Source organism: Paraburkholderia sp. HC6.4b (assembly GCF_014200875.1).
GTDB lineage: Bacteria > Pseudomonadota > Gammaproteobacteria > Burkholderiales > Burkholderiaceae > Paraburkholderia > Paraburkholderia tuberum.
This window is the reverse complement of record NZ_JACHDC010000010.1, coordinates 31,161-48,539: the sequence shown is the minus strand read 5'-3', so window position 1 is coordinate 48,539 and position 17,379 is coordinate 31,161. Positions and strand designations below refer to the sequence as shown.

The 17,379-nt window shown below is 60.8% G+C and carries 21 protein-coding genes and 1 other RNA gene; 20 read left to right on the top strand and 2 right to left on the bottom strand.

Annotation, left to right across the window (positions count from 1 at the left end; translation table 11 throughout):
• Positions 1–324: 324 nt before the first annotated feature.
• The 19 genes from ompA (at position 325) to HDG34_RS16510 (ending at position 14,862) form a co-directional block, all read left to right on the top strand.
• On the top strand, positions 325–972 hold the full coding sequence (gene ompA / locus HDG34_RS16600) for an outer membrane protein OmpA (protein ID WP_090801331.1): 648 nt from the start codon (positions 325–327) through the stop codon (positions 970–972).
• Between the two features lie 235 nt (positions 973–1,207).
• On the top strand, positions 1,208–1,906 hold the full coding sequence (ubiG, locus tag HDG34_RS16595) for a bifunctional 2-polyprenyl-6-hydroxyphenol methylase/3-demethylubiquinol 3-O-methyltransferase UbiG (RefSeq protein ID WP_184061342.1): 699 nt from the start codon (positions 1,208–1,210) through the stop codon (positions 1,904–1,906).
• 41 nt (positions 1,907–1,947) lie between these two features.
• Entirely contained in the window at positions 1,948–2,661 is a 714-nt protein-coding gene (gene gph, locus HDG34_RS16590) for a phosphoglycolate phosphatase (protein WP_184061341.1), read from the top strand.
• A gap of 144 nt (positions 2,662–2,805) precedes the next feature.
• Positions 2,806–3,175, top strand: a transfer-messenger RNA (tmRNA) gene (gene ssrA / locus HDG34_RS16585).
• Between the two features lie 229 nt (positions 3,176–3,404).
• Positions 3,405–4,151 (top strand): hypothetical protein, encoded by a 747-nt coding sequence (locus HDG34_RS16580; protein ID WP_184061340.1) that lies wholly within the window; start codon positions 3,405–3,407, stop codon positions 4,149–4,151.
• 211 nt (positions 4,152–4,362) lie between these two features.
• Positions 4,363–4,602, top strand: a complete 240-nt coding sequence (locus tag HDG34_RS16575) for an AlpA family transcriptional regulator (RefSeq protein WP_184061339.1) — start codon at positions 4,363–4,365, stop codon at positions 4,600–4,602.
• On the top strand, positions 4,589–4,978 hold the full coding sequence (locus HDG34_RS16570; RefSeq protein WP_184061338.1) for a hypothetical protein: 390 nt from the start codon (positions 4,589–4,591) through the stop codon (positions 4,976–4,978). Before HDG34_RS16575 ends, HDG34_RS16570 begins: the two co-directional genes overlap by 14 nt.
• Positions 4,888–6,417 carry an AAA family ATPase gene (locus tag HDG34_RS16565; RefSeq protein ID WP_311735645.1) on the top strand — a complete coding sequence of 510 codons (1,530 nt, stop codon included), beginning with the start codon at positions 4,888–4,890 and terminating at the stop codon, positions 6,415–6,417. The genes HDG34_RS16570 and HDG34_RS16565 overlap by 91 nt, the downstream gene beginning before the upstream one ends.
• Positions 6,414–6,941 (top strand): hypothetical protein, encoded by a 528-nt coding sequence (locus tag HDG34_RS16560; RefSeq protein ID WP_184061337.1) that lies wholly within the window; start codon positions 6,414–6,416, stop codon positions 6,939–6,941. Before HDG34_RS16565 ends, HDG34_RS16560 begins: the two co-directional genes overlap by 4 nt.
• A 73-nt stretch (positions 6,942–7,014) precedes the next feature.
• Positions 7,015–7,623, top strand: a complete 609-nt coding sequence (locus tag HDG34_RS16555; protein ID WP_260321200.1) for a hypothetical protein — start codon at positions 7,015–7,017, stop codon at positions 7,621–7,623.
• Positions 7,624–7,764: 141 nt separating this feature from the next.
• Positions 7,765–8,472 (top strand): YkgJ family cysteine cluster protein, encoded by a 708-nt coding sequence (locus HDG34_RS16550; protein ID WP_184061336.1) that lies wholly within the window; start codon positions 7,765–7,767, stop codon positions 8,470–8,472.
• 523 nt (positions 8,473–8,995) lie between these two features.
• Positions 8,996–9,361, top strand: a complete 366-nt coding sequence (locus tag HDG34_RS16545; RefSeq protein ID WP_184061335.1) for an SWIM zinc finger family protein — start codon at positions 8,996–8,998, stop codon at positions 9,359–9,361.
• Complete coding sequence (locus tag HDG34_RS16540; RefSeq protein ID WP_184061334.1) at positions 9,361–10,005, top strand: hypothetical protein; 645 nt, start codon at positions 9,361–9,363, stop codon at positions 10,003–10,005. The genes HDG34_RS16545 and HDG34_RS16540 overlap by 1 nt, the downstream gene beginning before the upstream one ends.
• Positions 10,006–10,153: 148 nt before the next feature.
• Complete coding sequence (locus tag HDG34_RS16535) at positions 10,154–10,729, top strand: HD domain-containing protein (RefSeq protein ID WP_184061333.1); 576 nt, start codon at positions 10,154–10,156, stop codon at positions 10,727–10,729.
• A gap of 272 nt (positions 10,730–11,001) precedes the next feature.
• Positions 11,002–11,223, top strand: coding sequence for a hypothetical protein (locus tag HDG34_RS16530; RefSeq protein WP_184061332.1), 222 nt, complete (start codon positions 11,002–11,004; stop codon positions 11,221–11,223).
• 101 nt (positions 11,224–11,324) lie between these two features.
• Positions 11,325–11,903 carry a hypothetical protein gene (locus tag HDG34_RS16525; RefSeq protein WP_184061331.1) on the top strand — a complete coding sequence of 193 codons (579 nt, stop codon included), beginning with the start codon at positions 11,325–11,327 and terminating at the stop codon, positions 11,901–11,903.
• A gap of 401 nt (positions 11,904–12,304) precedes the next feature.
• Entirely contained in the window at positions 12,305–12,535 is a 231-nt protein-coding gene (locus tag HDG34_RS16520; protein WP_184056242.1) for a hypothetical protein, read from the top strand.
• A gap of 177 nt (positions 12,536–12,712) precedes the next feature.
• The gene (locus HDG34_RS16515) at positions 12,713–14,029 is read left to right on the top strand and encodes a DUF2974 domain-containing protein (RefSeq protein WP_184061330.1); all 1,317 of its coding nucleotides are present in this window, start codon (positions 12,713–12,715) and stop codon (positions 14,027–14,029) included.
• Positions 14,030–14,043: 14 nt separating this feature from the next.
• The gene (locus tag HDG34_RS16510; RefSeq protein ID WP_184061329.1) at positions 14,044–14,862 is read left to right on the top strand and encodes an ankyrin repeat domain-containing protein; all 819 of its coding nucleotides are present in this window, start codon (positions 14,044–14,046) and stop codon (positions 14,860–14,862) included.
• Positions 14,863–15,006: 144 nt separating this feature from the next.
• Here HDG34_RS16510 and HDG34_RS16505 read toward each other — a convergent pair whose 3' ends face one another.
• Positions 15,007–16,203: a phage integrase central domain-containing protein gene (locus HDG34_RS16505; RefSeq protein ID WP_184061328.1), complete on the bottom strand. Its 1,197-nt coding sequence runs from the start codon at positions 16,201–16,203 to the stop codon at positions 15,007–15,009.
• A 391-nt stretch (positions 16,204–16,594) separates the two neighbouring features.
• Here HDG34_RS16505 and HDG34_RS16500 point away from each other — a divergent pair, with 391 nt between their 5' ends.
• Positions 16,595–16,870 carry a hypothetical protein gene (locus HDG34_RS16500; RefSeq protein ID WP_184061327.1) on the top strand — a complete coding sequence of 92 codons (276 nt, stop codon included), beginning with the start codon at positions 16,595–16,597 and terminating at the stop codon, positions 16,868–16,870.
• 115 nt (positions 16,871–16,985) lie between these two features.
• Here HDG34_RS16500 and HDG34_RS16495 read toward each other — a convergent pair whose 3' ends face one another.
• Positions 16,986–17,252, bottom strand: coding sequence for a hypothetical protein (locus HDG34_RS16495; protein WP_018421395.1), 267 nt, complete (start codon positions 17,250–17,252; stop codon positions 16,986–16,988).
• Positions 17,253–17,379: the final 127 nt, after the last annotated feature.

The window sequence follows — 17,379 nt, the reverse complement described above, 5'->3', positions numbered from 1 at the left end:
CGATCGCACAATTTCAGTCTCGTCAGGCTCGATTCCTGCGTGGGACCAATCCGCCGCTCAGCCAGAGCCGGCGGACCGCTCAGACGAAAACATTTGTTGCGCATGCACCACAATTGGAGGGGGATTTGATCGGGGGCGGATTTTTTTTTCGTCGGAAGGGAACGATATGGCAAAATGCCAACGCACAAAGAGTCAGACACTGCTCGAAGTCTACACAAACGGTTTTTGTTCCGCACCAATGTTATACTTCGAGCAATGTATGACTGGTCTTCGTCAACAGGCTCGCAGTAAACCTGCGGTAATCTCAATTTCGAGAGGAGAAATATGAATAAACTTTCAAAGCTCGCGTTCATTGCAGCTACCGCAGTTATGGCTGCATCCGCCATGGCGCAGTCGGTGCCGGCGTCGCGACAAGCTACCAACGACAACTGGGTGAATGGTACTGGCGAATACGTGTGGATGAACGGCACGAACGAGCTTTGCTGGCGCGATGCATTCTGGACGCCCGCAACGGCTAACGCCAAGTGCGACGGCGCTCTGGTTGCTCAGGCTCCGACCCCGCCGGCACCGGTCCCTCCGCCTCCGGCTATCTCCAGCGAAAAGATTACGTATCAAGCTGATGCGCTGTTCGACTTCGACAAGGCAATCCTGAAGCCGGCCGGCAAGGAACGTCTGAGCGAACTGGCATCGAAGATCCAGGGCATCAACCTCGAAGTCGTCGTCGCTACGGGCCACACCGACCGTATCGGTTCCGTCGCCTACAACGACCGTCTGTCGCTGCGTCGTGCTCAAGCTGTGAAGGCCTTCCTGGTCAGCAAGGGCGTCGAAGCCAACCGTATCTACACGGAAGGCAAGGGTCCGCGCAACCCGGTTACCACCGGTTGCAACCAGAAGAACCGCAAGCAACTCATCGCCTGCCTCGCACCGGACCGCCGCGTGGAAGTCGAAGTTGTCGGTACGCCGAAGCAGTAAGCTGGAAAATTACCGCAGTATCGAAAGCCCCGCTTCGGCGGGGCTTTTTTTATGCGCGGGTACCGCGGCCTGGCGTGATGCGCGACGCAGGAGGGTCCCGCTCAGCTACCAGCGGCTCGCAGCTTGCATCAGCGCCCGCTACCCGACGCGCTTTTGCCGCTCTTTCTCTCGCCCTATATACTCAGGGTTTATCCTCGAGCGTCCGCTCACCGCTTTCATCGAGGCAGCCTTCACCATGACCAACGCCGACCCTCACGAACTACAGAAATTCAGCGACCTCGCGCATCGTTGGTGGGACCCGAACGCCGAATTCAAGCCGCTGCACGAACTGAATCCGATTCGTCTAGGCTGGATCGACACCCACGCCCATCTCGCCGGCAAAAAGGTGCTCGATATCGGCTGCGGCGGCGGCATCCTGTCGGAATCGATGGCAGGTTTGGGCGCTCATGTGAAGGGCATCGATCTGTCGACGCAGGCACTCGGTGTCGCCGATCTTCACAGTCTTGAAAGCGGTGTAACCGTCGATTACGAAGAAATCGCGGCTGAGGCGCTGGCCGCACGCGAACCGGGCACCTATGACGTGATCACCTGCATGGAAATGCTCGAGCACGTGCCCAGGCCGGCCGCGATCGTCGAGGCCTGCAAGAATCTCGTGAAGCCGGGCGGCTGGGTGTTTTTCTCCACGCTGAACCGCAATGTCAAGTCGTATCTGTTCGCGGTGATCGGCGCCGAATATATCGCGCGAATGCTGCCGATGGGCACGCACGACTACGCGCGCTTCATCCGCCCGTCGGAGCTCGCCGGCTTCGTGCGCGCCGCCGAGCTGCGCACGGCGGACATCAAGGGCATCGTGTACAACCCGCTCAGCAAGCTTTTCGCGCTGTCGTCCGACACGAGCGTCAACTATATGCTCGCCTGTCGCCGCGACGCCTGAATTGCCCGAACCGCCCCGATCCGCCGTATCCGAAACGAACAATGAGCGACCCGACTCCCCTGCCGCAACGCGAACACAACGACGACACGCTCGGCTTTTGCCTCGCCGTGCTTTTCGACCTCGACGGCACGCTTGCCGACACGGCGCCCGACCTCGCGGCCGCCGTCAACAAGATGCGCCACGACCGGGGGCTCGAGATGGTGCCGCTCGAGAAGCTGCGCCCGCTGGCTTCAGCCGGAGCGCGCGGACTGATCTGCGGGGCGTTCGGCATCGGGCCCGATCATCACGAATTCGCATCGATGCGCGAGGAGTTTCTCGCGAACTACGAAGCAGATCTGTGCATCGAGACGACGCTCTTTCCGGGTATCGCGGAAGTGCTCGACGAACTCGACGCGCGCGGCGTGCGCTGGGGCATCGTCACGAACAAGGTCGCGCGGCTCACCGAGCCGCTCGTCGCGCAACTCGGGCTCGAGGAGCGCGCCGGCTGCGTGGTGAGCGGCGACACGACCCCGCATTCGAAGCCGCACCCCGCGCCGTTGCTGCACGCGGCGCGTGAGCTGGACATCGCGCCGGAGCGCGTCGTCTATATCGGCGACGATCTGCGCGACGTGCAGGCCGGTTTTGCCGCCGGCATGAAGACCGTCGCCGCGGCGTACGGCTATTGCGGCAACGACATTCCGCCGACACGGTGGCACGCGCAACACGTCGTAGAATCGACGGCCGAGTTGCAAACCCTGCTGCGCGACATCGGCTGACAAAGTCAGACAGATCGGCTGAAGGTCCCGTCCCGCACTCTTGTTAACCATGCTGCACCATTCAGCGGCCACCAAAGACGCACGACGCGGCCCTCGATCTATTGTAAAATCTCCTTTGGCTCACATATGTGAGCAACGAACCGCGGGGGCGACCTGGTTTCGACAGGGGTTGCGAAGCGGCTAGGGCATGTCGAGGACCCGTCACCTCGTTAATCAATGGGAAAAACGTAACTGCAAACGACGATACGTTCGCACTGGCAGCCTAAGGGCCGCCGTCCTCTGCCTAGTTCACTGACGGGCTAGTGTCGCAAGACCGGTAGCAATACCGACAGAGGTCATATACGTCAGTTAAGCCTTGGCGGCGTCACGACGTCCGGGTCGAAAATTTAGTGAATCGCCGTAGCGCAGCGTGTTCGTCCGCGTCGCTGCGGTTAAATCAAAAGACAGAACTAAACATGTAGAACTGGTCGTAGAGGACTTCTGGACGCGGGTTCGATTCCCGCCGCCTCCACCATTTATCGAAACGAAACCCCGTAAGTTCAATGACTTACGGGGTTTTTGTTTTTTCGGCCCATCATTTGGCCCATCGCCGGGCACAAACTCCCGCACTTCCCCTATTCTGCGAGGCTTCGCGTTTCTGTCCGATTGCCGTCGCAGTCCGCTAGAATCCGGCGATGCCTAGTGCGCCCAGGTTTCGCCTGATGCAACGTTGCGAGCGCTACGGCGAATCTTCGGGAGGCAATGTGAACGACCCGTTTTCGTACAAGGAGATTCATCCGCTTTGGAGTCTGGTCGATCCGCTCAGCGTCGAGGATGCTGCGGCGCTGATCGCCGGGTTTGACCCGAACTCCATTGATGGGACCCGGCAGTTCTTCAGGAACCGCGAAACCAACCTGACCGACAGTGACGGCATCACATGGGTACATACGGCGCAAACCGCACTTGCGAATGCTGTCATCGCGAAGCAACTGAACGCGACGATACGCCGTTCAGCCTGGGAACGGGGATGGGACGAAGAGCCAGAGGACGGTGAACGTTTTGCAAAGGATGTCACCATGCGGGCCGACGATGCGGCAGAAGCGTGGGAAGTCGAGCCATATTCGGCGAAGGCCCGCGGGATCATCTACCGCGTTGCTCCGGACTGGTCGTTGACGACCGTCACTGTCGAAGACGTTCGCAAGTGGCTCGCGTCGCGCGGCGTGCGAGCGGGCTTCTTCTTCCCCGAGGCGACGGATGCGCCAGACTACCTGAATCCCAAAGACGCCCGGTACGCGCCACGGCTTGCTGCTGCCGTGACTGCCTGGCTGGCTGTCACGCAGAGCAGCGGCAAGAGCGTGAAGGACGCCATCAAGAAGTGGCTGCGCGAGCATGCTGCGGAGTTTGGCCTCACCAACGAGGATGGCAACCCGAATGAGACCGGCATCGAGGAAGTCGCCAAAGTTGCAAACTGGCAACCGGCAGGCGGCGCGCCGAAGACTCCCGGCCAGTAACCTACCCACCGCCTGAAGCCCTGCTACTGCTAGGTTTTGGGCATATCGCACGCTCAAACCTACCCGCCCCTTCGACAAGAACCCACCCACCCCCGAGGCCTTTTTCGGGTAGGTTTTCTGAACCCACCCGGCTATTCACAGCCGGTTCGTGCCAATCTAATACCGCCATGCCGCGCCAAGCCGACGCGCACTTTCTTATCGAAGGTGAATCATGGCCGATCAACTCACTCCCATCCTGATCCCGCGCCGCCGCGTGTCCGAGATTACCGGACTTGAACGCAGCGCCCTGTATGAGCGCATCGCGCGTGGCGCTTTTCCGCAACCGGTTCGCATCGGCTCCGCCGCTGTGCGTTGGGTCGAAGCCGAAGTTGCTGAATGGGTGCAGCAGCAGATCGACGCGAGCCGCACTCAGCAACCGGCCAACAAAGGTGGCCGCCGTGGCCGCGCCTGAACCGGAGAGCAGCGCGCCGCCTCGCGACGCCGAAGCGCTGGCCGCCGCCCGCGCCGAATTTTGGGCGCGCTGGCGCGGCGAACTGCCTTCTTATGCCGAAGCGCGTCGTATTGCTGCGCGCGCGGTCCGCGATGAAGCGGTCCCGACTGCGGAGCCGCGCAAGCCGCAACCATCGGTCCGAGTCGTCAGCCGGTCCGGTCGGACCGCTGCATCACTGCGCGCGTGGTTTGCCGTACGCATCGCGAAAGAGCTTGCCCGCTGCGAGCACGGCATGACGGCGAACGAATGGCGCGAGCACCGCGAATGGATCGAGGAAAACGCGCGCGGGAGCCTGATGGAAGCACTCACGCGTCACGCGGCGAAGGGGGCGCTATGAGAAACCCACCAGACGGCCGGGCCGACGACGAACTGACGCCGTTCGTCGAACTGATCGAATTCAGCAACACTCGCCGCGAACAGATCCAGCGCGGACGCCAGCGCGCCGCCGAAGGTGCAAAGGCGGCAGTAGCCAGGGCCGTACAGCCGGAATGCGCAAAGGTGAATCACAACCGCCATGCTTTCGCGAACAGCCGACCGGCAGACGAAGCCGCCGTTCTGCTTCAGTGTGCGGCGAATGTGAAGCCGCAGCCGGTTACATGGCTGTGGCCGGACTGGCTCCCCGCTGGGAAGCTGATGATACTTGCGGGCGCAGCGGGAACCGGCAAGACTACGCTTGCGCTCAGTCTCGCCGCTGTTGTGACGCGCGGCGGCGCGTGGCCGGATGGAACCACATGCGCACACCCAGGCCAAGTGTTGATGTGGAGCAGTGAGGACGACCCCGCCGATACGCTGGTGCCGCGCCTGATGGCGGGCGGAGCGGACCTGAACAGGGTGCATCTGGTCTGCAACGTGGCGAAGGCGGACGGCGAACTCGTGCCGTTCGATCCGGCCCGCGACATGCCACTGTTGAGCGAGCGCATGGCGAGCATGGGCGGCGTGCGGCTGCTGATTGTCGATCCGGTTCTGAGCGCTGTCGGTGGCGATGCGCACCGCGCCAATGACGTGCGCCGCGACCTGCAACCGCTGGTTGATCTGGCCGCGCGTCACGGCTGCGCGGTAATCGGCATTTCGCACTTCTCCAAGGGCTCGAAAGGCAACGCGCCGGTCGAGCGCGTAATCGGCTCCCAGGCGTTCGGCGCACTTGCCCGCATGGTGCTGGTCACGGTCAAGGAGGAAGGCGCGGAGCGCCGGATTCTGGCGCGCGCGAAATCCAACATCGCGCCTGATGATGGCGGCTTCGCCTACGCGCTGGCGCGTATTGAGGTCGCTGCGGGTATCCCCACGAACGCCGTGATCTGGGGCGAACGGATCGAGGGCAGCGCGCGCGATATCTTGGGCGAGGTCGAGCAGGAAGACGACGAACGTAAAACGCTGCGCGACGAAGCGCGAGAGTTTCTGGCCGGACTGCTGGCAGATGGCCCGATGGATGCGCGCCGTATCAGAAGGGACGCTGACGGCGCGGGCTATAGCTGGTCAACGATGTTCCGCGCCGCCCGGGAGCTCGGCGTCGAAAAAGAGAAGAGCGGTATGAAGGACGGCTGGCGGTGGACCTTGCCGAAGATTTCAGGCCACGAAGATTTCACGAAGAATCTCGAACACGCCAGCCTGAAATCTTCGGAGGGGCGTGAAATCTTCGGTAGCGACGCGGGTTTGCGGTCTGCCCCTTTGGGCGGTTTTGCCGAAGATTTCAGCGGCGGGGAGTTGGAGTTTTCGGCGAAACCTTCGACGCAAGCCCGACCCGGCGACGACGATAGCAGCGTGAAGGATTCGGTATGAACGCGGCTGATATCGTGGAGCGCGCCGCTGCGATGTGTGTGCGTCTGTGGATCGAGGGCGAGCGGATCAGCATGGAAGGACCGTCGCGCGCGGTTGCGACGATCAAGCCTGAGATCGCGGCGCACAAGCCGGAGATTCTGGCCTACCTGCATGGCGGCGCGCGTGCGGAAATCACGTTGGCGCCAGCCGTTAGCGCGCCCCCAAGCGCTGACGTGGCCGACGATTGCGCCGGGGCGCTGATCGCCCCGAACGGCGGCGCGTATCTGCCTTGGGGGCCGTACCTTGCGGCGTACAACGTGCGGCGGCTGCGCGGCGAACTGTTCGCAATGGTTGACGAAGTGGCGCGGGCCGAACGCTGGACGCACGAGCGCTACGCCGACACGATGCGCCGCGCGGCCAACGGGCCGCTCGCGGACCTGTTGCCGAACATCGAATACTTCCACGCGAAGATGATCGAATGCCGCGCCGATATCGAGGCGCGGGCGCTGCTGGAGGCGCGTTCGTGGCGTTATGAGGGGCGTTGAGATGGCAACCAGGCGAACCGAAAAAGCGGCGAAGCAGGCGGCAAACCCGCCGACCACGAAGGGCAACCCGGACATGCTGGAAATCACGGACCCGCGCTATGTAGACCCGGTAAAGCGCGGCGCAATGCTCGCATCGAGTCCGCTTGTACGCGGCGCGGTGACGGGCCGCAAATACAGCGAAGGGATCTTTGGCGCGGACACCGACCTGACCGCATACGTGGCCGAGCTTCGTATGCAAGTGGATTCGGTAAAGCAAGGCGACATGCAAGGTCTCGAATCGATGCTTGTGGCACAGGCGAACACGCTCGACATGATCTTTAACCACCTTGCCCGCAAGGCGACTTACAGCGAATACCTGAACCAGATGCAGGCGCATCTATCGCTGGCGCTCAAGGCGCAGGCGCAATGCCGCGCGACGCTCGAAGCGCTGGCGGAGATAAAGAACCCGCGCCCGGTGGCCTTCGTGAAACAGGCGAACATCGCGCACGGACCGCAGCAGGTGAACAACGGCAGGGCGCCGCCCGAGCCTCGCGAGCACGCGCGGGAGAATTCTGAAACTCCCTCAAACGAACTAGTAACGAACGACAATGCGCCGCCCCTGGCTGATGGGACCTCGGCTGAGATTCGCGCGGGCATTGAGATGGCGGGGCCGCGGGTACGCAGCAACAGCGCTGGTAGCTAACTCCAGCGCGCAGGAAATCGCCTCGGCCCAATTAGCACGTTTGCGACTTATCTGATTGACGAACAGGAATACTCTCGTTCACGATGACTTGCGGCCCGCGACCTCTCGTGGACCGGTCACCAAATCTGAACGGAGAACAATATGAACGAAAGAGAAGTTCTGGCACGTGCGAGCGAACTGGTCGAAAGTGAGGTCACCCTTTGTACATCGGCAATAGAGGCGACGACGAGCGGTACTGTTCGAGCGAAACTGATGCCCATCTACCGTCGCATGGACAAGGCACTGAGCGCATCAACTAGCAAGGTGGATTGCGGCCCCGGTTGCGACTACTGTTGTTACTACCATGTCTTAGTAACCGGCGCAGAAGTGTTCGCGCTTGCCGAGCATATCAATGCCCAGCCAGCTGACCGCCGGAAGACACTCTCTGACCGCGTGGTAGAGACCGCCAAGCGCGTTGCCCCATTGAGTTCGGTCGAGTACATCCAGACCAACATACCGTGTGCTTTCCTTGAGGACGGTCGCTGCACAGTGTACGAAGCACGGCCTTCGGCTTGCCGGGGTTTCCACTCTTGCGACGTGAAAGGCTGTAGGGCCGCGTTTGACGATCCGACTCTTAACGACCCGAACGCTTGGGACCCCGAGCGTCAAGCGGCCAGCATCGGATATAAAAACGCGCTTTTGGCCTCGCAATATAAAGCGGGTTGTGATGCAACCAGCTATGAGATGCACACGGCCCTTGCAGAAGCACTGACCAATCGTTCGGCATTCAAACGCTGGAAGGCGGGGAAGATAGCCTTTCCCACAGTCAACGACCGCGTCTCTATCGAAGAAGCCGCAGCAGGTAACTGATCTTCATCGCATGCGGCTCAACGGGACGCCCCGGCGAAGCCACAGGAAAAAACAGAGGTTCCACGCTCATGGGACCACACTGGACAGCGGAGCAACGGACCAGACGGGCAGCAGCGGTCCGGCGCTGGAAACCGTGGGAAAGCGCAACGGGTCCGGTCACTGACGCAGGTAGGGCGGTATCCGCCGGCAATGCGGCTGTCCACGGCATGGCATCCACGCGCTGGCGGGTCGAACTGCGAGAACTGCATGCGCTGTTGCGCGCGACTGTAAGAGACGGCAGGGACACTGAATCGTTCGGCCCGTGAAAGACCCGAGTTGCCTCCTAGACGGGAGTTTGGCCCGTTGTTTTCCCCCTTGTAGTTCAAGCTGATCTTATTTTCAGATTTATCTGATTCCACGTTTCCCAGAATTAGAGAAACCTGCCGGTCGGGCGCGTTTCGTTCTGCCCTCAGCGCGTTACGCTGCAGCGTCGCTTTTTCAACGCGTCGCCTCCTGAACAACCACGAAACGGGATTGAACGACGATGGCGGATGGAAAGCCAGAGACGATTGTCTTCGCGGTGCAGGGCTCTTCGCCGGAGCCTTACCGCGTCACATTCGAACGAAAACACTCCGAAGTACGGGCATTCTGCACCTGCACCGCCGGACAGAATGGGCTGTATTGCAAGCACCGTATGCACCTGTTACAGGGCGTCGTGGATCAGATGGTGGCCGGCGACCTAGAGAAATTGAGCGTTCTTGCGGACTGGCTCCAGGATTCTCCATTGGGCTTCGCCGTTCAACAGCTTGACGCCGCTGAACTAGCGTTGGATCAGGCGAAGCGTCGCGTCTCCAACGCCAGGAAAGCCCTTTCTTCGGCGATGTACGGAAAATACAAAGGAAACGAATAATGGCACGAGGGGGTTCTAACGGGAAGCAGTCTTTCAGACGAATTCCGCTGCAAAGCATATCTTTTTCCGATGTGCGAGGTGAGGTCAAGGGGTTCGCAAATTCGTGGTTTTTTTGGGTTCATGAAGCGTTCAAGGACGCATTGGACATTCGGTTCGTTGAGCGCATCGACCGGGAAAAGACGGCAGTGCTGCGCGAAAGAATGTCTCAGGAATCGTCAGGGTTGCCAATAGCAGAACTTCGACGCAGGAAGGAGGAGAGCGCCGAACTGAAACAGACGCATCAAACCGTGATGAAGGCGGCGCGAAAGCAGATTTTGGAAACTGAGGCTATATCACCCTCGTGTACCTTTCGGGCAACCGACTCGTTCGAGAGCCGCTGCGGTAAGTGGTACATCCAGGTTACGCGGGAGAACAATGAAAAAATCGTCGGCACCGGAGACGACACCAAGATTAGTCATGAAGAACTCGGCGTGGAGATCTATCGCCGCTCCACTGATCCGGCCACACAGTGGGAGAAACACTCGTCGGCCAAACTGCAACAATCAGAACTTGCCCAGCTCCTCAAGACTGGTAAAGCCGGGACCTTCAACCTTACGGCCGATAAGGCTGATGCAGTGCTCCCCTCACAGCTCCTCTTGTTTTAACGCAAATGCCGTGTTCGGTTAGGACGATGCCCGCCAGTTCATGAAACCGTGTTCGCCATATTGAACCTGTGAAGGCGACGAACCGCGAGAGCCGTATGCTGTCTATCAGGTTTTGGAGTTCGCAACTGAGTTTACTAGGATACGTAGCATGGGTTTATATCCAGGATCTCGATTTGAAGCCGAGGGCTTCATGTTGATTGAGCGCGCTCGAATGTTTGCGATTGGCGCACACACCGCGATCGGTCAGCGACGAAAATATACTGCCGAGCCCTACAGCGTCCATCTTGAGGAAGTCTCCAGCCTCGTGTCGACTGTGGAAGGGGTAACTCCCGACATGGTCGCGGCGGCATGGTTGCACGACACGGTTGAAGATACCGATGTGCCCTTGTCGCTGATCGAAACCGAATTCGGTGTCAGCATTGCGCGACTGGTTCGTGAATTGACGGCAGTATCCGGGCCTAACGACGGGGATCGTGCGACACGCAAGGCGCTGGACCGGGCGCATACGGCGGCGGCGTCCGCTGAGGCCCACACCATCAAGGCGGCGGACCTGATATCGAACCTGCGCACCGTGGAGGCGCGCGATCCGGCGTTCGCGAAAATCTACATGGCGGAGAAGGCGCTGTTGCTCGAAGTGCTTGTCAGAGCCGATGCAGGTCTGTGCTGTACCGTACGCTCGATCCTGCAGAACTACCATGAGCGGCACGCAGCGCACCGGATTTAAAGAGCTTGCGCGCAAGACGGCTTACTGGGAGTACCTGAAACAGATGCGCATCTTTCGCCGCCCTTGAAGGCGCAGGCGCAATGCCGCGCGACTTTCGAGGCGCTGGCGGAACTGAAGAACCCGCGCCCGGTCGCGTTCGTGAAGCAGGCCAATATTTCGAACGGGGCCGCAGCAAGGGAATAACGGGGCCGGGGCGAACATGACAGCGCGACTCCAGCGCCTCGCGCGCGGAGACAACACGGATACGTCGAACGAACTATTAACGGACGATCATGGGACGACACTGGACCGCGGAACAGCGCGCGAAGCAGGCCAATGCAATTCGGCGCTGGAAACCTTGGGACAGCGCAACGGGCCCGGTCACTGACGCGGGCAAGGCCACTGCCGCGCTCAATGCGCTGAAACACGGCATGCGCTCGGCGCAGTGGCGCGACGAACGGCGGCGCGTGAAAGAACTGCTGCGCGAGTGCCGCGCGCGGCTGGAAAAGCGATAGACCGGCGGCGCGGGTCCTTCCTGGCCGCACCTGCAACGCGGGCATTGCACACCGCGATTTTCGCGTAGCGACGGAATTGCGAAAGTTGTCCGAGGTGGAAAATGTCCGAACGTCTTAGCGCAAGCGAGTTTGCACGCCGCGAAGGCTGCGACGAAAAGCAGGTACGCCGCGCACTTGAGCGTGGCGCGCTTGTGCGTGGCGACGACGGACTGATCGACGCCGCGTTGATCGGCTCGGCGTGGCGCAAACCAAACCGCCGCACGCTGATGAAGACCGCGCCACGGCCTGAACGGATAGGCGACACGAACGCCCCACTGCGCAACGGCGGGACGCACATGGAGCCGGGAAATGCGGCAGGACAGGATATCGACGCTTTCCCGCGCATGCTTCCGCTGGCGGAGGCGCTACGCCTGAAGGAGCACTATGCGGCCCTGCTGCGCAAGCTCGAATACGAACAGCGGGAAGGGAGCCTGATCGAGCTTGCGCTGGCGGAGGATGTCGTGTTCAACCTGTTCCGCGCACAGCGCGACGCGTGGCTGGCATGGCCGTCGAAGGTCGCGCCGTTCATTGCCGCCGAACTCGGCGTGGAGGTTGACCGTGTTGCCACGTTGCTGGGCGAGCACGTCTGGCAGCAGCTATCCGAACTCGGTGAGCCACAGCCGGACTTCAGCGGTGGGTGAAGCAAAACGCGGTCGAACCATGCGTTATACTGCAAATGTCACGTTCACAGCGTGACCCTGGATTGGCGTCCGGGAAATGACAAAGGCGGGCAACCGCCGACCGGCGGTTTTTTTACGCCCGCATCAAGCGCCCCAATGGTCGGGCCTTGGTGGGGGAGCGCTCGCGCTCGCCGGTTTCCTTTGTCACCGGTACGCCAACCTTGCCTTGTGCCCGGCCACCCCGATTGGCGTCGGAGGGGTCGGGTTATCGAATCTGACAAAGGAGGTCGCAGCATGCGCCCTGTTCCCGCCCGTCCCAAGCAAACCCAATCCTCCATTCCATCCCACGACAGTATCGGCACGCTACACGCCGCCGCGCCCGCCTCCAACCAGGCCTACAACAATGCGACCGGGGGTAGGTCATGCCTGACTCTCTGAACGCCTCTGCACAACCGGATATGGCGATGCCTGACACCGCCGTTATCCGTGTCGATCAACTGCACGCACTGGCAGGGCTGTTGAGCCTGGAAGAGGTAGCGGAGCAGTTCTCCGCTCTTTCAACGGTTGCGCAGGTGTCGATTTTTGGTCTCTTCGAGGATGCGCTCGCGGACGTACGCGCCGTATTGGCGCGAACAGCGGCTTCTGGCGAATGAACTGCTACGCGGCCTCTTTAACCGGGGCCGCCGGACTCGAATCTTCCGCCCTATTCTGTTTCATCGAAAGCCGTGGAGATTTTGGGCTGTAGCCCATGTACGGACTGCCTGTCGCACGGTAATCATCTGACTGCTGTCAATCCTGGCAGCGACTTCAGATAGACCATCGACACACCTATGTCCCTGTCCGTATTTGAAATGCACTCCCTGGAGCTGTTCTGCCAGCGGCCACCGGGTACCTGGTACGTCATCTGCGACGAATGGCACTATAAAGCGTGCCTCGGCAAGGCCGCAGACCTTCAGAGAGCCAGGGCGGAGACCCGCGAATTTCTTGCTATCGCCACACTGAATCGCGGAAAGTGGGAGGAGGACCGGAAGCTGGTCAAGAATCTCATCGACAGTCACTGGCTGTTTTTTCATGATGTACGGGACCGGAATCCTGACTCCGATGGCTGGCGGGTCATCGTTGCTCTGCTCGAAGAGGTGCGCCGGGGCAAACTGCTTGCCGTTAAAGGTCCGCGTAATGGCCTGTTTCCGTCACCGTACAGCAGCACGCCGTTAATGAATCCCGTAGCGAGGACAGGTAGTCACCCGGACGGCGAACCCATTTTGTCCGTCCAGTATGATCCGGCCACCTGGCAAACCCGGCTGGACGCTGCGCGCGCAGCCCGGGCGACACCGCCGCGCATCGAGATACCACAGGCACTGACCAAGGCGCAGCGGTGGCAGACGCGCAAGGCGCTGATTGCGGCGGGCAATGCGGCCATGTCAGGGCGCGTGCGGGCAGTGGCTGAACGGCTCGCACGCAACAATGTCGCGGTGGAGAAGGCCAGACTCTCCGATCATGTCTACGAGCCGTCCAGGCCGGTGCCCGAAGGGTGGGCGAACCGCAGCGGGGATACGGAATTTCTGGATCGGTATGGGCTTGATGCCATGGACTTTACAATCAAGGGCTCGAACTTCAGGGCGCAGCTATACGAACCGGATGCGGCGGTCTTCGGTAGCGACATGAATCCGACGCTCGCGTTCAAGGGAACCGAAATGACAAGTCTGGCCGACTGGTCGAACAATGTTAACCAGAGCGTGAATATCGAATCGGAATACTACGAACGAGCAGTAAGGAGTGGCACCAAGCTACGTGAGATTGCAGAACCTATCGACATAACAGGTCACTCGTTAGGGGGTGGCCTCTGTTCCGCCGCATCCGTCGCCAGCAGTAAGGACTGCTGGAGCTTCAATGCAGCGGGCCTGCACCCGAAGACCGTCGAGCGCTATGGCGGACAGGTCACGCCATCGAACATCAATGCGTACCATGTGAAGGGCGACATTCTGACCGTGGCACAGACGTGGACGCCCCTGCCCGGTGCAGCCGGTACTCCCTATCCCCTTTCCGGCAGTGGCTCGCCCGTGTCGCGGCACTTCATCAGGCAGGCAATAGACGGCATCGAGCAGCAGAAGGCGGAGGACGTCTCCGTACTTGAAACACTGTCATAACGGGACTGAAAGCGATGAAAGCACTCAGTCGAATCCTTATCGTGCCGGTGCTGTTACTGGCGCTATCCCCTGTGGTTCATGCAATGAAAAAATTTCCCGCCACTGATTTTTTTAGCGGCCCGCAACTCGAACTGGCCCGGGCCATCGAGCGAGGCGACATGGAGCAGGTCAGGCGATTGGCACCGAAGACGGATCTGAAGACGCCCGGACGCAAGAACATGACGATGCTGTTTTTTGCGTTTCAGGAGGCGTTGCAGCGCGATCCACATCGGCTTGCGGTTATGTCGGAGGTGGTGAAGGCCGGAGCCGATCCCTTGCAGGAAGTGCCGAATTTTGGTGATCCGCTCGGGGTCATGCTCAACAGCTCCCACCCGGAATTCCTGCGCGCGATGCTGGACGGTGGGGTTGATCCCAACACCATGATCGAGGGCCGTAGACCCATCATTTTCTTTGTTACAAGCGATCGTAAATTGGGCTCGCTCAAGCTGCTGGTGGAGCGAGGCGCGGATGTGAACCGGCGCGATTCATTGCGCAATACATCTCTCTACGAAGCGCTAACTGGCTATGACACCGGAGCAGTCAATTACCTTCTCGATCACGGAGCCAACCCCAACACGTACAACATCAATGGAATCTCGTTTCCAAGACAATTGGAATCGCAAATAAAACATGCGGGCCCCACCTCTGAATTAGGTGTCAAACTGGTCGAAATCCGCGACCGCATCATCAAGATGGACGTGAAATGGCCGCCTGAGACGCCGGAGCAGATAAAGGCACGATGGGGAGCCAGTTCTCCGCGCCGGCTCGACGACAGCAGGATTCCGCTGCCTTGAAGCAGGAACCGAAAGGGCTACATCCGTGTAGCCCTTTTTGCTGTCGCCATCAAAAATATGTGCAATGGGTAACCCCAGGCTTTCGCTGTGAACCGGCAAAATGCCAACGTTTGTTCACGCTGGAATGTGCGCTTTGTGCCGCAGTCAGGCAAGTGTGCCGATATGTTTCGCCCACGTCTCCATCATCGGGCGGCGCTGTTCCATCAGGTCGGTGCGGTGATAGGCGGCTTCAACCTTGTTTGCGACGGTATGTGCAAGCGCCCGCTCGGCCAAGTCGCGAGCATAGCCGTTTTCGCTGGCCCAATCTCTAAACGAACTTCTATAGCCGTGCGCGGTTGCCACGCGTCCCGGCGTGTCGCTCTTTGCTTTGACTCGGCGCAGCAGCGCCGTCAAGGTCATATCGGATAGCACCTTGCCGCGAGGCGACGGAAACACCAACGTCTCGTGCTGCTTCTGTTCCTTCAACGTCTTGACGACAGCAAGCGCCGCCGCCGAGAGCGGAACGCGATGCGGCTCTTTCGCTTTCATGCGCTCGCCGGGAACTGTCCACACGGCGGCGTCGAGGTCGAATTCGCCCCAGGTCGCGCCGCGCACTTCACCGCTACGCGCCGCCGTTAGAATCAGGAACAGCAAGGCGGCGCGCGTGTTGTCACCCCGTTCGATATGGCTCAATTGCGCCTTCACGAATGCGGGTATTTGACGCCAGGGCATCGCCGGTTGATGCTCCTTTTTTGCGCTCTGCTTCGGCAAGATGTGATCGACAACGGAGACCGGGTTCGCCGTGATATGACCGTGGGCCCAGGCCCATTGCATGACGGCGTGCATCCGCTGGCGGGTCCGGCTGGCGGTTTCGGCCTTCTCCAGCCAGATAGGCCGTAGCACTTCGGCACAATCGGCAGGCGTGATTGCATCGAGCGGCTTCGCGCCGAGCTTTGGAAACACGTAAGCCTCAAGTGATCGAATCCAATCAGCTGCGTGCTTCTCGTTTCGCCAGCCTGGTTTCAGTTCCTCGTGAACCTTGCGCGCCGCCTTTTCGAACGTGAGCGCGGTGGCGGCCATGCTGGCGGCTTGCTGGTCGCGGTCGCGTTCGTCAATAGGGTCTTTGCCTGCGTCGATCTGGCGGCGCATGGCGAGCGCCTTCTCGCGCGCATCGGCTATGGTGACTTCGGGATAGACGCCGAGGCCCGCATCGCGGCGCTTGCCCGTTACCGGGCTGGTAAAGCGTAGGGTCCATTTACTGCCCGTCTTGCCGGGGGTGAGCATTAACCCCGTTACTTTGCCGTCGAATACCGGCTTATCACCGGCGCGTAGTGCAGTTGCCTGTCTGTCTGTGAGTGCCATTTCAGCCCATCGTCCAGCCCATCGCCAAGTGGCGGATAGCGCCGGAATATTGTAGCCTGATACGGCAATATTTTTTGGCAAAATGCCTGTGCACATTGATGTTTAACGGATACCGTCGGTTTGGCGCGGATTGATTAATGGCAGACGCCGCCTCCACCAAATACCTGGAACGTTCGCGATGAACGGCCCCAAAAAACCCCGGTAGCGTAACGCTGCCGGGGTTTTTTATTTTCGGCACCGTCCGCGACGCTTTGCGGGCCGGCCACACGTCTCCCCTTCACTCAGCGGGGACGCACAACACGCCCCGGTAAATCCGCGGCCGCTGCCTATACTCGTAGCTCGAAGCGAGTCGTCACTCGTCAACCACGTCGCCAAAACAGGAGCCTGCGTCATGCGCAAGACCATCGCTCTGCTGGCCCCGCTCGCACTCGCCGTGCTACACGCCGGCGCCTTCGCCGATCCGCCCAAACTGTCCGACGGCCGCTTCGTCACCGCTGACGGCATGACGCTCTACACGTTCGACAAGGACGCCACGCCCGGCGTCAGCGCCTGCTCCGGCGGCTGCATGAGCAACTGGCCGGCAGCCACGGCGGCGCCGACCGACAAGCCGTCGGGCGATGCAAAGGGGGACGGCTTCAAGGAAATCTGGCACATCGCCAGGCCATAAGAATCCACTCCGGCCGGCAACTGGGCCGCCATCGCCCCCGCCACAAAGCACAACGCCGACCCAAGGGCCGGCGTTGCGTCAAACCTCGAAGCTCGAGCGAAGCCCGAGCCAATTCTTATTCGTCTTTCGGGCACTGCAGATTGCAGCCATTCGGATCGCCCATATCGCCGCGCTTGCGCGCCTGCGAACGTCGGCCGTGCTGATACTTGTCCGACGGGGCGGACGCGGCGAACGGCATCTGCGGATGCTCGTTAATGCGGAATTCGTCGGTCAGGATGCCACCCGGCACGCCAGGCGAATTTTGCGCGTAAGCGACGGAGACGGTGGCACAGAGCACACCAGCCGCGGCAGCGGCGGCACATGCATGGAGAAGAGCTTTCATGTCGGTTCAGCGCGGCTTGGCGCGCGGTAAAGGCGGATACGAAGCCAAGAGAGTAGCCGAAACCGGCGCGCTGCGCAGCCGCGCACGCCGAGCGCCACCGCTTTTCTGGTTACAGGCTCTTACTCCG

Coding starts and splice junctions, on each gene's coding strand:
- HDG34_RS16535 (WP_184061333.1), top strand. CDS start 10,154: ATGGGTTTATATCCAGGATCTCGATTTGAAGCCGAGGGCTTCATGTTG.
- HDG34_RS16500 (WP_184061327.1), top strand. CDS start 16,595: ATGCGCAAGACCATCGCTCTGCTGGCCCCGCTCGCACTCGCCGTGCTA.
- HDG34_RS16540 (WP_184061334.1), top strand. CDS start 9,361: ATGGCACGAGGGGGTTCTAACGGGAAGCAGTCTTTCAGACGAATTCCG.
- ompA (WP_090801331.1), top strand. CDS start 325: ATGAATAAACTTTCAAAGCTCGCGTTCATTGCAGCTACCGCAGTTATG.
- HDG34_RS16575 (WP_184061339.1), top strand. CDS start 4,363: ATGGCCGATCAACTCACTCCCATCCTGATCCCGCGCCGCCGCGTGTCC.
- HDG34_RS16505 (WP_184061328.1), bottom strand. CDS start 16,203: ATGGCACTCACAGACAGACAGGCAACTGCACTACGCGCCGGTGATAAG.
- HDG34_RS16525 (WP_184061331.1), top strand. CDS start 11,325: ATGTCCGAACGTCTTAGCGCAAGCGAGTTTGCACGCCGCGAAGGCTGC.
- gph (WP_184061341.1), top strand. CDS start 1,948: ATGAGCGACCCGACTCCCCTGCCGCAACGCGAACACAACGACGACACG.
- HDG34_RS16510 (WP_184061329.1), top strand. CDS start 14,044: ATGAAAGCACTCAGTCGAATCCTTATCGTGCCGGTGCTGTTACTGGCG.
- HDG34_RS16520 (WP_184056242.1), top strand. CDS start 12,305: ATGCCTGACTCTCTGAACGCCTCTGCACAACCGGATATGGCGATGCCT.
- HDG34_RS16515 (WP_184061330.1), top strand. CDS start 12,713: ATGTCCCTGTCCGTATTTGAAATGCACTCCCTGGAGCTGTTCTGCCAG.
- HDG34_RS16555 (WP_260321200.1), top strand. CDS start 7,015: ATGCTGGAAATCACGGACCCGCGCTATGTAGACCCGGTAAAGCGCGGC.
- HDG34_RS16560 (WP_184061337.1), top strand. CDS start 6,414: ATGAACGCGGCTGATATCGTGGAGCGCGCCGCTGCGATGTGTGTGCGT.
- HDG34_RS16565 (WP_311735645.1), top strand. CDS start 4,888: ATGGCGCGAGCACCGCGAATGGATCGAGGAAAACGCGCGCGGGAGCCT.
- HDG34_RS16530 (WP_184061332.1), top strand. CDS start 11,002: ATGGGACGACACTGGACCGCGGAACAGCGCGCGAAGCAGGCCAATGCA.
- ubiG (WP_184061342.1), top strand. CDS start 1,208: ATGACCAACGCCGACCCTCACGAACTACAGAAATTCAGCGACCTCGCG.
- HDG34_RS16545 (WP_184061335.1), top strand. CDS start 8,996: ATGGCGGATGGAAAGCCAGAGACGATTGTCTTCGCGGTGCAGGGCTCT.
- HDG34_RS16495 (WP_018421395.1), bottom strand. CDS start 17,252: ATGAAAGCTCTTCTCCATGCATGTGCCGCCGCTGCCGCGGCTGGTGTG.
- HDG34_RS16550 (WP_184061336.1), top strand. CDS start 7,765: ATGAACGAAAGAGAAGTTCTGGCACGTGCGAGCGAACTGGTCGAAAGT.